We start from the raw sequence: 14,508 nt of genomic DNA on the forward strand, positions 1-14,508 counted from the left end.
CGCTTTTTTAGGGTTTACCATCTTGTGCATCGCAGATAAAAGCTTGTCGCATCAATGTAACGCTGGGCTGTTCTCCCAATTCAACCCGATACAACAAGTTGTAATCCTGCTCTGTTAGCGCTGCCATCTCTATCCCACTTAATAAGCTAACCAGTTGCGGTACCGTATTGCTATGTCCGACTATCAAAACCGGCTGGCTAACGGCATTTAGCTGGGCAAGCAATTGCTGTGGCTGACGCGGGTCGTAAGCCGTAACACTAAGTTGCTTAGCCGCCGCAACCGGCGCCGCGGTTTGCTGTGTACGCTGATACGGCGTGGCATATACCGCATTTAGTGCTTTATCAGCAAAATACTCTGCCAACGCTGCGGCTCTGGCCTGGCCGCAGTGGCTCAGCGCCGGATCTTTACCGTCGGGCAACTTTTCAGCATGCCGAACCAGATAAACCGTACTGGCATTGGCCTGGCCAGCCAGCATTAAGCAAGCGCTGGCTAACGATAGCAGCAATTTAGTTATATTTTGCATAGTTTCCGTTATCCCCTGTTGCCGCCTAAGCAGGTCGGCTTTTTCGCACAGCAGTTATACACTACCGGCTGTTTCTACCACTAAAATGCGTGCTTCACCTACCGGATGGGCCACATGCTCACAACCAATACCGGCGTAAAAAATATCTCCGGCAGCTAAGCGGCTAACCTGCTCGGTGCCGGCTTCGCGATAATGCATATCTACTATGCCGTCCAGCACCACAAATACTTCTTCGCCGTCATTGATATGCCATTTGTACGGCTGATTAGTCCAGTGCAACCGGGTGCTAATGCCATTCATACTGGCAATATCCAAGGCGCCCCAGGCGCGGCTGGCGGTAAAATCTTTACTGCGGATGATTTTCATTGTTTACCTTACCTGTGCAGATAGTTGAATCTTATCAGGCTTTTACTGCACAAAGTTACTTATCCCATTCAAATCCAGACAATAAACAAGCCGGCATCAAAAATAAAGCCTGCGCTATTGTGGTTTGGCTTTTTTGTCAGCACACAACATGGCAGTATGGCGTTATTAGTTGTACCGACAGACTTGACCAAAGGAGCCCCCACCATGCGTCCAATTTACGCTGTATTACTACTACTGATGCTTAGCGGCTGTAATAAAAACGAAGTCGGCGATGTATCGCTGGGCGTGTTTACCACCAAAGATATCAAGCTCGATGCTATGGTCGACCCGGTGGTAACAGGCGTTACCTGCCATGTCTCCAGTATCGAGGCTAACCTTAACTTATCTGATCCGTCTGACAGCTCTATCGCCTGCCGGCAAACCGGCCCCATTACCGCAGCAATGATTGCCAGCATAGACAAAAGCAAAAACGGTGAAGTGCTGTTTAGCAAATCAAAAAGCATCTTTTTTAAAACAATGAAAATACGCCGTATTTTTGATGCAGAAAACCAAACCCTGATGTATCTGTCCTACTCCACCAAAGAAACCTCTGGCAGCTTTAAGCACAGCTTATCTACCGTGCCGCTGTGGGGAACAGAAGCTTATGTTGCGCGCTGAAACAGTTGCAGCGGAGCGTAGCATCCCTGGTTGCAGACGTTGATATTGAATTGGATGCACCGCTATCCGCTAAGGATTAATAAACTTGGCTGATCAAGTTCCAGTGGTCGTTAACGGCTGGACGCTTTACAGCCATCCTCTGGCGGCGCGCTATGCCGCCGCGCGGCTCTTGCCAAACTAAAACACTGATGTTACATCTGTGTCGCTATGTATTGCCAGCTTAAAGGGAATTGTTAATGCCTACGCGATTATCGCTATTAGTCAAAACCAGAATTTACTGTCTGATTTATATCAGCCTGCTGTTTGCAGGTGTAAATGACTCAGCTGCAGCAACTCAAGAACAAATAGACACATCGATTCAATATCTGTTGCAGCACACCTGGCCAAGAGAAAGTTCAGCAGATCTTGATACCAATCTGACCGAGCAACATCTGGCAGTCATCAGTACCGTACTTCAGCAGCACCGCTTACAAACCGAGCAAGTTGCTGCTTTTCGCGCTATTCGGGCACATGGTTTGGCAGCAGTTAATTATGTTCGCTTTAATAAAGGGAAAATGGTTGATGTCAGCCAGGCCGAGCAGGCAATAGAGGATTTCAATTTTGCTATTGCCCACCCCGGTACTTTATCGGTTGACGGACTACAGTATCAAGCAGGCCATACCGCTAAGCATTTACTGCAGTCTAATACGCTGGCGTTGCAGTACTGGCATAGCTGTGCAGAACAACATCATGGTGGTTGCATGAATATTCTGGCCCATGATTACTTTGTTGGGTCAGTTAGTGATGGCGCAAACTTAGCTGCGTCAGTGCATTGGCACCGCACCGTTTTTAGTACCGCGACTAATTTTGTCTGTGCGGGCATATTTTCAGCCTACCGGCTGGCACAACTTAGTTCCTATCTGCCAGACAGCAATACAGGCAAAGACTGGTCAGAATGGCATCACGATCTTGATAAGCTATATAGCAAGGTAATTCAAGAACTGGATCCCAATGCTAAATGCGGGATGGGAAAGGCGCTATCCAGCCGTTACGTTATGCAACTTTTGCAAGGTGCCGCAGATCCAGAATTAATCTCACAAGCTCTGGCTGTAACCACAGAAGAAACGGAACAAGCAGTTATTGGCCTGTTACTGCCACAACAAGATCTGACTCTGGCCCCGGAGCTGCTTGATCAGATAATGTTTACAATGGACCGCTGTACCTATGCGTTTGACTTGGCAATAGTCGCAAAACACTATCGCAACATGCGCGCTTTTAAACAGCTTGAAATTTACCTGAGTAATCTTGCACAGTCGGACTGTCAATGGGACGCAACGCTGATGCAGCAACTGCAGATGGCCGGAAAGTGGGATTTCTGAAAATAGCAGAAATCGAATCGATAGAGTCAGATCCATTGATATTGCTAACTCTTCATCCTTAGCGCAGCACAATAGAAACGTTAGAACAGCTAAGCCTCAAAGAATACACTAGACGATTGCCAATTTAAGCGATAAAAAACCCCGGCGCGCTGGCCGGGGTTTTTATTGTTACTACATAAATGTGGTGATTAACGAGGTTACCCGATAGCCCCTCTACATGGCCTTATTTTGATGGGGCTAAAAACCCCAAAATATTAAATAAGTTCCCCGCTAAAATATAAAAGCATAAGTGTTTGTTTTATATAACTTTATGAATTAAAGATCATATATTAAAACATGTAACGTTGTATAAATCGCTACTAATAGTCCTGACACATAACTAACGTTTTGTCTTGACGCTATACGGCAAATCTAGCTGGCTGCTACAAGCAATGAAATTACTAAATTAGACGGTGTTAATATCTAGCATGTAAACCAACAGCCACGTAATTTACTCTTTGAGAGTAATTGTATAGCTCATCCAAATAACCACTGTGGTATCGCAGAACAACTGGTAGAGCGAATAGTTCAGCATTGTCCCACTCGAAAACTTTGGCCAAAGCTCGGCCTATCGGTAAATCAATATAGTAGCGTAGATCAAAAGTGTGATTTTTAAATGGGCTTGCACCAAGCAACTGTCCAGTGCGATATGTTAGCCGCAAAGAACTTTTTAAATTCCACAAATAAAATGGTGAGCTGACATCTATCTCAGTTCCAACGTAGTCTTTTAGTTTATCGCTTTGCCCCTCCTGCCACCACAAATTATCTTCCGGATCTTTGTCTAATTGATAACGAATCTTGCCAAATATATGTATGCAATCGAATAACACTAAGCAATCGGATTTGTATTTGTCTTTTTCTTTGTCTTTACCAATTTGGTAATTGATTCCGAAGCCTAAAAAATTATTAGATCGACTTATGGTTTGCTGAGCCATTTCGAGCAACTCAGAATCAGATACTGATAGATCATTTTCATAGTCCTTCTGAAATCCCTCAATTACTGCGTCGAGTCGTGCCTGCGTATCTGTCACCTGACCGTTTGACTCGTGCTCAAAAGATAAAACCCATGACGACAAACCGAGTTTGTCAGGATCCCACACCTTAGTATAAAAAATACTGGGGTTATGTCTCGTAGTAACAACCGGACTGGAATTGCGAGTTAAAGCAAAGAAATCAAACTCACCTTGATAAGCAATCGCTACGGCATATTCTGATTTATCTCCTTTAGGGAGAGGCGTATTAGTCATTAAATATCGAAAGCCGAGACTAACGTCAACATGTCTCCGCGTCCCTGTAACATCGGTATAACGTGCAAGAACCTCATTGTCTCCCCATTGCGCGAACTTACTAATCAATTCTTTATTGGATTCGTTTGATTTTTCACGCTTATTTTTCTCTATAACTTCTATAGACTGCATACCACCAAAAACACAGTTCGAGAAAAAAAGCAGCAATATAAAATTAAATTTCATAAAGTGCCTCAATTTCAAAATTCAAATTGATAACCTAGTTCTACAGTGTTATCACTTGAAACATCGAATGGTAATTTTCCAGATGAGTAAGAAAATACGATGCCTGTTGGTGACAAAATCGAATAAGTGATCAAGTGATTGGTATCAAGATTGGCATTCTGTACTATCTCTGATGGAGATAGTTCTTCGAAGTATCGATAAGAGTAAGTAAACTTATAAGGCTTCCCCACCAAATTAGCCAAACTGAATGATATGGCTAACTCGCCTGATGCTCGCTGAAAATTAGAATCATCTCCTGCTTGAGCTCTTGGGGTATCGGCATTAGGTGAAATGTCATCAAGGGCGAGCATAACAGTAGTTACTATTTCATTCTTTGCCCAAAAAGAGTTATCGATCTTTTTCAAATGAAAAACTGCGTTTAGTCCGATGACAGAATTCTTTGCTTCAAACTTCTGGTCAGATTCGTACCCTAAGTTCACGCCTGCCAAGTAATTAAATACCGTCCCTCCTACTTTATTTATTTGCGTCTGTCTTATCGCATCAGCGGTACAATTTGGAAAGTCGTTTTGGTCGGAGCTTGCACAAGGATCGTCTTCATCATTTACAATGGCTGCATTGTAGTATTTTGTTCTGAAGGATGAATAAAACCCGCTCAGTTTAGTTTCGATAAAATTTCTAGGATTTTCCTCAGCATTTAAAGTGGCAGTACCTTTCAGAAGAAAATCCAAAGCATAGTTACTACCACGCAATTTTTCCGGACTATTAGCCCCCGGTATTGATTTAATTACCTTCCTAAATGAAAAATCAGCACCAATGACAGAATCACCGTTTTCTAAATCGATCATATTAATCTCGACTTTGAACGGTTGTGCTTGGAAATTTTCATTAGTTTTTTTATCTGTTGGTTTTAAATCGCCACTATCCTGACTCATTGCAGGCGCTGCACAAATAACTAAAAGTAGGAAAGAGCTGAAAATAATTTTCATCAGATTTCTCCTATGCAGCGAAAAACTGCATCCATAACGTCCCCACAATCGGCTACCGTGTTCGCTGGTTTACTAAATTCGGACATAAGCGCTTCCATTGCTTTATCATAATCTAGGCCTTGCTCAAAAGTAGCCCCCTTTATACTCCACATCCAACTGATAAGTTCGTGGCAAAAACTTGATGCGTTTTGTTCTATAACCCGTTGACCAGCTCCAGCTGGAAGTGGAATTACATATTGCAATGTCCATTTACCTACGTCATCAAATGAAGGTTTAAGCCCATTCTTGTGAATAGTTTGTAAGTTTTTAACAACTACAAAAGTTGCGAGGTGTCTATGAGCGATATTATTGTATTGCCAAGACATGATTAACTCCTTCTTATATTAATAATATGAAACGAAGTCTACTTTCATACCACTGACTTCCAATGTCGACATTTTGTTACGTAAATGAAGTTTAATAGAGGATTTACAATTTTCCATCTTTGTTACAAGATTTTCTCGAATACTAATATCAATATTTCCGAGCAAAAAATTCATCATATCTAGCTCTGTCATTTTACCAGCAAGTCGCTGGCCAATCCTCAAATACTCCTTCTAATGTGTCTTAGGCTGACTTTCCAAATAAGCAAATGCTTGGGCTATCAGCGCATCTAGCAGTTTGATCATCTTTGTACCTACAATGTACTCCAATATGGAGTACCTAACATCGTTAATCCACGGCCCATCCGACTGAACTATCACCACCTTCGTAGCCGCGCTGCCAAAAGTGATTTCCCCACAGCTTTTTCTTACGAAGGTACGGAAATTTATTAAACAGCCTGATTGCCGTTCTTCCTTTGAGGACTCCCATCAATTCCGACACGCTGACATTCGGTGGTGTTCTCACGACTAAGTGCACATGATCTATCTGCACGTTCAGCTCTACTACCGTGCAGCGTTTCATCGAGCAATATACATAAATGCTGCGGTAAAGTTCTTTGCCAAGATTACCCGTTAAGAGCTTGTATCTGTACTTTGGCGTCCAAACGATGTGATACTGACAACGATAGAAGACGTGTGAAGCGGATTCATATCTACTCATGTTATTTACTTCCTCATTTGCTGGTTACAAACGAGCGAAGTATCTAACATGGGTACTCTACGGGCATAGCCCCGACTAAACGATCACCACCTCCATAGGAGGTGGTTTAAGGCTGACAACAAAAAGCCCACTAAAAGTGGGCTTTAACTTTTAAACGACTTATTTCCGTTAAACGACTTATTTAATCCCATTAAACGACTTATTTCATGGGATCAATAAATACTGTCAGCATGTAATTAAGTTTGTGACTACCGGCATATAAATATCAATAAGTTACGAAGCACGAAATTTAATTAAGTTTGTGACGTTGAGCAACTTGCAGACCATTTTCAGAAAACGCAATTTAATTAAGTTTGTGACTTCACTTTAATGAGTGGTGATGCATATCTTCCTTCAATGGTGATATGCAGCCCATGCCATGCGGCTCAATTCCATGCTGCTCAAGAAGAATTTCCAATCAAGTTCCAAAGTGACTACAGAGGTACATTTTATGAGAACTCCCATATCGCACTTCAGCAGCCTATGATGCTTTTCGAAAACAGCACTGCAAATAGATCATGTCCAAAGCCCGAACCAACAACTGAGAACACAGAAAATCCGACTATCGTGGTGCCTTACAACTAAAACTTATTCTTCCAGCTTAAACAACACCGTTACCCTATCATCAAGAAACTGGCTTTCGACATAGCCAATAGCATTGGGCGTACTGGCAACCTTGTCTAATAAGTCGGTTTGATCTTTAGCGATTGCCGGCGATTTGAATTTGCCACTGATGAGTTGTTTTTGCCGGTTCATCAGCACCTGGTTTTCCGTTCTTTTGATCACTGACTGGTACAGTTGATGGTTCAGCGGGTGACCACTACCGTATTCAAACAGTTCGGCACTGTAGCCGGACGACAGCAGCGTCGCTTTGCCTAAATAGAGATCAATAATTTGCCTTCTGCTGAGCTCAGATTTGATAGAGGGGTTGCCTACCACGACCAACTCCGCCTGCACTAAGGCTGGCAGCAGACAGCACAGAGTCAAAAGAAGATTTTTCATCGTAACTGTCCTCAAAAAATTACGTCCAGGCTAACGCTGGAAACAAACACCGAATCGTGCGGAATGCTGAAGCCGCTTAGCTGGCCATTGCTGTATAACGGTATGCTGTTATTGCGCAGCAAGCCTCTGCTACCTTCAAAACTAAACAGTCTGGACAATTCGCTTTTTAGGCTCATACCCCTGGCCAAATCCCAGCGCAGCCCCACTGATAATGTCTGACGTTTTGCCTCTAAAAACTGCTGCGCTAAAACGTCGGGGAAATCTGAGGCATTGCGTGCTCTTGCATAGGTCAGATACGGCATCCAGTCATTGAAACGGCGACCCAACGTCAAATACACCGAGCTAATTTCCGACATGTCCTGCGTATCAATTTCTGCCCTGACGATTTCGGCCACGGCCAGCCAGCTACCGTCATCGTATAAAGCGCCAAGCCCGATAAAGCTGGCATCGCCCTGATATAAACCGGCGGGAATAGCGCTGCCGGTGCCCAGGGTTAAATCAATATCCGCCGTGGCGTAACTGACTCTTAACATCAGGTTTTCACCGGCCAGGCTCAGCGTTGTTCCGCGCAGCTGCGTCAGCTTAGAGGTTGCGCCAGACACCAGTTCCTCAGGCTCTGCCTCTCCCAGATACACCTGAGCAGTGAAGTTAAAATCTCCCACCGCCTGCTCATAATTCAGTTCTACGCCGCTGTAACCTGAGGTTGGGATCACGCTGTAAACCTCTTGCGGCGGGCGTACCCAGGGCAGGGAAAATCTGGCATCAAGAAAATCAGAATAAATAAACAGCGGCAGGCGTAATTTGCCGCCTCTGATCTTAGTTGCGGGCGTAATGGCATAGCTGAGATAGGCCCATTCGACATCATTAGACCAGTTGTTGTCGCCTCTACTCAGCAACTGTACCGAGGCATCGACTTTGTCATTCACATCAAAGTCAAACTTAAAGCCGAACAGGCTGTCGGACTTATAGTGCAGGCCGCTGTCGGTAGCCAAAAAGTAACCACTGTCATTGGACACATGGTTGACGCCTACCGAAGCGAAACCTGACATTTTTAGCTGCGTTTCTGCTGCCTGTGCAAGCGCTGAACTTACTGAAAGCAGGGTAAACCCTGCCATTAACAGCGCAGAATTCGAGTAATTCATTGCAAAATCCTGTGTATAGTTAGCAAATGCCGGTTTAGTTCGTCGTTGATGCTGATGCAGTCTGCGTTGCTGGCGCATCTTCTGTACTGACTACCAGCCTGAATGCCAACGGATACATGCCGAGAATTTTTGCCGCCGCTTCACGTTGGCTGGCGTGCGTCAGTTGCACCGTGACGATAAAGCCAAGGTTTTTCTCTTCGTTTATCTCAATCGAAAAACTGTCGACCCCGCCATCGTGCAGCGCAGTTGTCAGTGCACAACGGATCTGAAGTTGCCGGAGCGCCGGTTTAAAAATTTTACCGACCGCAGTGAGTGGAATGGCGGCAATAATTTCAATCTGCTTGGGGACTGCGGCCCTTTCTTCAATATTGGCTTTAGCAAAAGCCAGTAAATCATCCGCACTGACACTGGTCCCCGGCTTTAGCTGAACATAAGCCACCGGCAGCTCGCCGGCATGCGGATCCGGCCGGCCTACCGCAGCCGCAAGCTGTACCGCAGGATGCAGATGCAGCGCCTCTTCGATACGGCCAGGGTCAATATTGTGGCCGCCGCGAATGATCAGCTCTTTATTGCGCCCGGTAAGCCAGAAATAACCATCGGCATCTTGCCGGCCCAAATCACCGCTGTTGAGCCACTTTCTGCCGTTGCCGGCGTCCAGCCACAGCTGGCTGTTTTGCTCCGCCAGCTTGTAACCGGCAAACACATTGGGGCCGCTAATGGCGATAACCCCTACTTCATTGACTTCACAGTCTCTGACGTAATTTTGCTGCTGATCCAACACCACCGCTTTCATCAACTGACCGGGAATTCTCAGGCCAATCGAGCCGCAGCGACGCTCACCGTGCAGCGGATTGACGCTACTGACGCAAGTAGCTTCGGTCAGACCATAGCCTTCAAGAATTTTAATACCGGTGCAGTCTTCAAAGCGCCGCATCACTTCAACCGGCATAGGTGCGGCACCGCATAAGCCATATCGCAATGACGAAATATCCCGCTCAGCAATAGGCACCTGCAGCAGGTTGGCGTACAAAGTGGGTACAGCGCTAAAAGAGTGGATTTTGTGATATTCCACCAGTTCCCAGAAACGGCTGACCACACCCTCTCCCCGGTAGCCTTGTGGCGTACCGAGAATAACATGCCCGCCAGTAGCAAAAGGTAACAGCCCCGTCACCAACACGGCATTGACATGAAACAGTGGCAGGCCGCAGAACACCGTATTGCCGCTATTTCCGTCGTGGCCAAAAAACTGCGCGGCGCTCCAGGCATTAGCCACTTCATTGCCGTGAGTACGCATAGCAATTTTTGGTGTACCTGTGGTACCGCCGGTACAAAAATACGAGCTGTAGTCTGTCGCTGCAAACTGTCTGGCCGAGTTTAGCTGGTGTTTTGCCTGACGACTGATAGCCTGGCTAAAATCATGTAATTGGATGTGGTCAGGTGTTAACTGCAATGCTTCGGTGGCACCGTCAATCCGCTGCATTTCCAGCTGTTGTAGTTCATTACCAGCAAGTTTTTCGGCCTGCACATGATCACACAGGCTAACCAGTACCAGATGCTGCAGAGCGGAAAGCTGCGGCAAAATCTGGCTGACTTTAGCGAACAACTCGGTGCCGGGAAAAGGTGCCAGCGTCACCAGAATTGATGCGCCCGCGGCATTGAGCAGCTCGGCCATCGCTTTGGGCTCCAGCAGCGGATTAATCGCAGCCACAATGCCGGTGGCCTGACCGCCCCAGATAATAAAGTGCGTTTCCGGCAGATTCGGCAAAATATAAGCAATAACAGTATCTTTACCGGCACCAAGTTGGTGCAGAAAATTTGCCGTTTGGTGTATTTTTTCTATCAGTGCCTGATAACTCCAGCGCTGCGCATTTTGATGCTCATTTGTGTGCAGAAAAAAAGACAGGGCGCAGGCCTGTGGGTTAAGCGCTGCACCCTGCAAAATCAAATCATAAGTGCTGACCGGCAACGCTGGTTTGCCGGCCGCTTCCAGTGCTAACAAGTCCTGATAGTTGGCAATGCCAGAATTAATGTTCATTTATTCCGCCTGTATCACGTGCGATTGCCAGCCAAGATCAATTTTGCCATCCGGGCTGACAATGCGGCTTTCTACTACGTCTAACGGCTTCAGATACTGCGGCCGGCGCTTTTGAGCGTTGACAAACAGCGCCCATTTTTTCGCTTCAGGTAGCAGAGCCATTAATCTGACCACCCAGGGCGCAGGTAAGCCCAGCGCACAACCACTGGGAGTGCCTGTCATTACTACATCACCGGGTTCAAAGTCATGGATTTTCGAGTACTCGGTTAGCGACTCTGCCGGTTTAAACACCAGGTTTGCGCTGCTGTCTTGCTGGCGGGTTGCACCATTAACCGTCAGCGTCAGTTGCAATTCATTCAGATAATGCATTTCGCCGGCATCCAGCAAACACAGCACTGGGCCAAGCGGGCAAAAGGTGCGATAGCTTTTACCCTTATGAAACTGCATCTGTGGAATTTGAATGTCGCGGGCAGAAATATCATTACCAATACAAATACCGGCAACAAACTGATGCAGGTTTTGCTCAGTGATCTCAACGGGCCCTTCAGTCCGCTTACCCAGCACCAGTGTCAGCTCAATTTCATAGTCGAGCAGCGCTACATGCTTCGGTTTCACTATCACCCCATGCGGCCCGGTAATCGACGCCGCAGACTTAGTGAAAAACATATTGAATTTCTTCGCATCAGGGTCCATCCCCGAGTCGATCATGTGCTGACGGTAATTTGCGCCCTGACACAAAATTTTGCCTGATGCCGTGATGGGTGACAGCAGCTCTATCTCGCCCAGCGCCAGCGCAGTGGGCTCCGACGCCGCTGTGAGCTGACGCCGATCCATTTCCAACAGCATCTTTGTGGTGCTGCAAGGCAGGTTTAATGGATACACCTGCTGTTGTTCCAGTATGCCCCAGCCGATCTTGTCGCCGTGCTGATAACGGACAATATGTAAAGCCATCTAAGTCTCCTGCTGTCAGCCAAACAGCTTTGCCAGCGTAATTAATTTGCGAAAGGTCAGATCCGGGCTATGCCGCAGATGATGAAAAATAGCCCTGATCCCAGCCAGGGTTAATTTGGGTTTGGTAAAATTGGCCGGCATCGGCTGGCCCCACTGCGACATCGCCTGACGGCTTACCGGATGCACGCCCATCGGCACGTCGCTGGTAAACAGATCTCCGTCACAGTAATGTTCCAGCTTAAAGCCCCAGGGATCGCGCCAGTAATCAAAAATCTGGCTACCAAGAATATGCCGGCCTATACCCCAACTGTGGCTCCAGCCTTTTTCCCGCATTAGCCGTTGCCCCATGCCTACCGCATCGGCATCTACCAGTTCGAACGCGCTATGGCTGTAGCACGGCATAAACCCTTGCGCTATCGCCAGCGTATGGTGATCAGAGGGCGTGTCAGCCAGATCCAGCCGCATAAACACCACTGCAGGCGAGCCATCCGGTAACAGCTGTACATCGCTGGGAATAAAACCGAAATGTTGGCAATACCAGGCGCAGCTGGCTTGAAAATCGGCGACTTCCAACACCAGATGCCCCAGTTTCAGTATCTCAGGCGGCAACGCAGGCGGACGCTGTGTGCTATTGATGCGGGCTGCTTTACCGTCGAAATTAAAATCCAATGCAGTCCTGTGCGTTAAGGCCTCAGATTGTTGCTGGCCAAACAGCGCCGTGACATTAAAGCCGGACGGATCTTGTAATTGCACGGCCCAGCCGCCGCCGGGAGAGCTCAGGGCTTCAATAGCAGAGGCGCCGGTTAACTGTGCCAGTTTTTCTAACGCCGCCATACTGTCGACCACCAAACCGAAGCCACTGAATTTCGGCTTTTCAGCCGGTGCTACGCGGTAACAAAAAGGCGCAGCATCCGTGCTGCGCAAGTACAGGAAGTGTTCATCGCGTTGCACCCGTATCAGGCCAAAGTCAGTTAAAAACTGTTCAGCCTGCTCAAGGTCAGGTAGTTCAAATGCCAAGTACGCCAGTTTTGTCGCCTTCACTGTCGGCTCAGGATGGCGCTGCGGCTGCTCTGTCTTCAGTTGAAGCATAATCTGCTGAACCTCTTAATTCGGATAAATCAGCTTGCATTTCGCACAAAATAAATCAATATTGATATTTGTGTCAATATTGATGCATAATTAAATTAATCTGTTCTGACCACAGCTTTACTGATACCGCTGTAACCAGGAGTTGAAACATCACTATGCAAGAACACGCTAACGGGTCGTCAGAGCACGTCTTTGAGGTACTAATTGTCGGTTATGGGCCTGTTGGCGCAGCACTGGCGGCGTTACTCGGCCGTTATGGTGTGCACTGCCTGGTAATAGAGCGTCTGGCCGAAATGGTAATGACACCCAGAGCCATAGTGCTGGACAACGAAGCACTGCGGATACTGCAGCTGGCCGGTCTGGCGCAGCAAAGTTTCGACCTCTATGGCATTCAGGAAGTACGGATGCACTGCCCGTACCTTGGCCAGTTTGCCCGCTTAAATACCAGCGGCATTATTGACGGCCATCCGAAACTGGTTACTTTCTATCAGCCGGCATTGGAGCAGGCTTTACGCTCACAGGTGCAAAGCAAAACATCGGTAACGGTTTGGACACAGACTGAATTACTCGATTTGCAACAACACAGCAAAGGCGTTGTTGCCAGCGTTAAAACCGCCACCGGCGAAATCAAAACACTGCAGGCGCGCTATCTGGTGGGTGCCGACGGCGCCAGCTCACGGGTACGTAACCTGATAGGGCAGGCCTTTGCCGGCGAAACCTATGCTGAAGATTGGTTGATTGTTGACGTCGGGCAGCGCCAGCACCTTGCCATCGATCATATTGAATTTAATTGCGATCCCCGTCGGCCGTCACCGCATATCCCCGCGCCGGGTGGCCGTGAGCGCTGGGAATTTATGTTACACCCGCATGAAACAAGAGATGACATGCTACAGCCAGCAAAAATTGCGCAGTTAATGGCCCCCTGGCTGAAACCAGACGAGCTCAACATCGAGCGCCAGGCGGTATACCGGTTTCATGCCCGCTGCTGCACGGCATTTCAGCGCGATAGCGTATTTCTGGTAGGAGATGCCGCTCATGTTACCCCGCCTTTTGTTGGTCAGGGGCTGGTCGCCGGACTGCGGGATGCCGCCAATCTGGCATGGAAGTTAGCCTGGGTCACCCATGGCCAGGCTTCGCCGGCGATACTCAGCAGCTACGATACTGAACGACGGCCACATGCCAGAAAGATGATCAATCTGGCAAGATTAATGGGCAAACTGGTAATGCCCAGATCCAAAGCTAAAGCCATTATTCTGCACGGACTGACCCGGTTACTAGGCGCCTTGCCGTTCAGCCGCACATTCTTTGAAGAGCTGCGGATAAAACCGGCTAACCGTTTTAAGCAAGGTTTGTTCGACAGCGGTAAAAGCCCTGCCGGTTTGGTACGGGGTGGGCAAATTGCCCAGGACTGGCTGCGCACCAGGCACGGCGTTCAGCTAAGTGATGATGTATTAGGCGCGCAATTACTGCTGGTAGGTATTGGCACCGAGCCGAAACAGCACCTGGATACGGCCAGCCAGCAGGCCTGGCAAGCTGCAGGCGGCAGCTATCTGCAGCTTGGTTTACCCGGCCAGCAACCGTCGGGCGACACGCCTTTCGCTGAGATGTTAAGCAACGCTTTCGTTATTGGTAAGGCCAGCGGCTGGCTGGTTGTCGTACGCCCTGACGGGGTGATTATGCAGGATGGTGCGCCAGAACATGCGGTAGTGCTGTTAAATCAGGCTTTGGCACTGCTGAATGCTTAAAATTGTGTCAATATTGGTATG

General features: G+C 47.5%; 13 protein-coding genes and 1 pseudogene. 3 read left to right on the top strand and 11 right to left on the bottom strand.

The genetic code is table 11. The annotated features are described in order from the left end of the window. Positions 1–7 precede the first annotated feature (7 nt). Together MN202_RS00750 and MN202_RS00755 are read right to left on the bottom strand one after the other, a co-directional pair. Positions 8–523, bottom strand: a complete 516-nt coding sequence (locus MN202_RS00750) for a SixA phosphatase family protein (protein WP_335734168.1) — start codon at positions 521–523, stop codon at positions 8–10. A gap of 54 nt (positions 524–577) precedes the next feature. Then, positions 578–889, bottom strand: coding sequence for a cupin domain-containing protein (locus MN202_RS00755; protein WP_335734169.1), 312 nt, complete (start codon positions 887–889; stop codon positions 578–580). 204 nt (positions 890–1,093) lie between these two features. Here MN202_RS00755 and MN202_RS00760 point away from each other — a divergent pair, with 204 nt between their 5' ends. Then, positions 1,094–1,546: a CreA family protein gene (locus tag MN202_RS00760; RefSeq protein WP_335734170.1), complete on the top strand. Its 453-nt coding sequence runs from the start codon at positions 1,094–1,096 to the stop codon at positions 1,544–1,546. Positions 1,547–1,782: 236 nt separating this feature from the next. Further along, positions 1,783–2,904 carry a hypothetical protein gene (locus tag MN202_RS00765; RefSeq protein ID WP_335734171.1) on the top strand — a complete coding sequence of 374 codons (1,122 nt, stop codon included), beginning with the start codon at positions 1,783–1,785 and terminating at the stop codon, positions 2,902–2,904. A gap of 455 nt (positions 2,905–3,359) precedes the next feature. Here MN202_RS00765 and MN202_RS00770 read toward each other — a convergent pair whose 3' ends face one another. The 9 genes and pseudogenes from MN202_RS00770 to MN202_RS00810 form a co-directional block, all read right to left on the bottom strand. Next, the gene (locus MN202_RS00770) at positions 3,360–4,415 is read right to left on the bottom strand and encodes a hypothetical protein (protein WP_335734172.1); all 1,056 of its coding nucleotides are present in this window, start codon (positions 4,413–4,415) and stop codon (positions 3,360–3,362) included. 14 nt (positions 4,416–4,429) lie between these two features. After that, on the bottom strand, positions 4,430–5,401 hold the full coding sequence (locus MN202_RS00775) for a hypothetical protein (RefSeq protein WP_335734173.1): 972 nt from the start codon (positions 5,399–5,401) through the stop codon (positions 4,430–4,432). Then, positions 5,401–5,766, bottom strand: a complete 366-nt coding sequence (locus tag MN202_RS00780) for a hypothetical protein (protein WP_335734174.1) — start codon at positions 5,764–5,766, stop codon at positions 5,401–5,403. The genes MN202_RS00775 and MN202_RS00780 overlap by 1 nt, the downstream gene beginning before the upstream one ends. Positions 5,767–6,151: 385 nt before the next feature. Further along, positions 6,152–6,484: pseudogene (tnpA, locus tag MN202_RS00785) on the bottom strand (IS200/IS605 family transposase); the annotation flags it as partial. A gap of 627 nt (positions 6,485–7,111) precedes the next feature. After that, positions 7,112–7,525 carry a type 2 periplasmic-binding domain-containing protein gene (locus MN202_RS00790; RefSeq protein WP_335734175.1) on the bottom strand — a complete coding sequence of 138 codons (414 nt, stop codon included), beginning with the start codon at positions 7,523–7,525 and terminating at the stop codon, positions 7,112–7,114. 11 nt (positions 7,526–7,536) lie between these two features. Then, positions 7,537–8,667: a porin gene (locus tag MN202_RS00795; RefSeq protein WP_335734176.1), complete on the bottom strand. Its 1,131-nt coding sequence runs from the start codon at positions 8,665–8,667 to the stop codon at positions 7,537–7,539. 34 nt (positions 8,668–8,701) lie between these two features. Continuing rightward, entirely contained in the window at positions 8,702–10,702 is a 2,001-nt protein-coding gene (locus MN202_RS00800; protein WP_335734177.1) for an acyl-CoA synthetase, read from the bottom strand. Further along, positions 10,703–11,653 (bottom strand): fumarylacetoacetate hydrolase family protein, encoded by a 951-nt coding sequence (locus MN202_RS00805; RefSeq protein WP_335734178.1) that lies wholly within the window; start codon positions 11,651–11,653, stop codon positions 10,703–10,705. Positions 11,654–11,668: 15 nt separating this feature from the next. Then, positions 11,669–12,742: a VOC family protein gene (locus tag MN202_RS00810; RefSeq protein WP_335734179.1), complete on the bottom strand. Its 1,074-nt coding sequence runs from the start codon at positions 12,740–12,742 to the stop codon at positions 11,669–11,671. A 155-nt stretch (positions 12,743–12,897) separates the two neighbouring features. Here MN202_RS00810 and MN202_RS00815 point away from each other — a divergent pair, with 155 nt between their 5' ends. Then, entirely contained in the window at positions 12,898–14,487 is a 1,590-nt protein-coding gene (locus MN202_RS00815; protein WP_335734180.1) for a bifunctional 3-(3-hydroxy-phenyl)propionate/3-hydroxycinnamic acid hydroxylase, read from the top strand. Positions 14,488–14,508 lie beyond the last annotated feature (21 nt).

Source organism: Rheinheimera muenzenbergensis (genome assembly GCF_036984005.1).
Lineage (GTDB): Bacteria > Pseudomonadota > Gammaproteobacteria > Enterobacterales > Alteromonadaceae > Alishewanella > Alishewanella muenzenbergensis.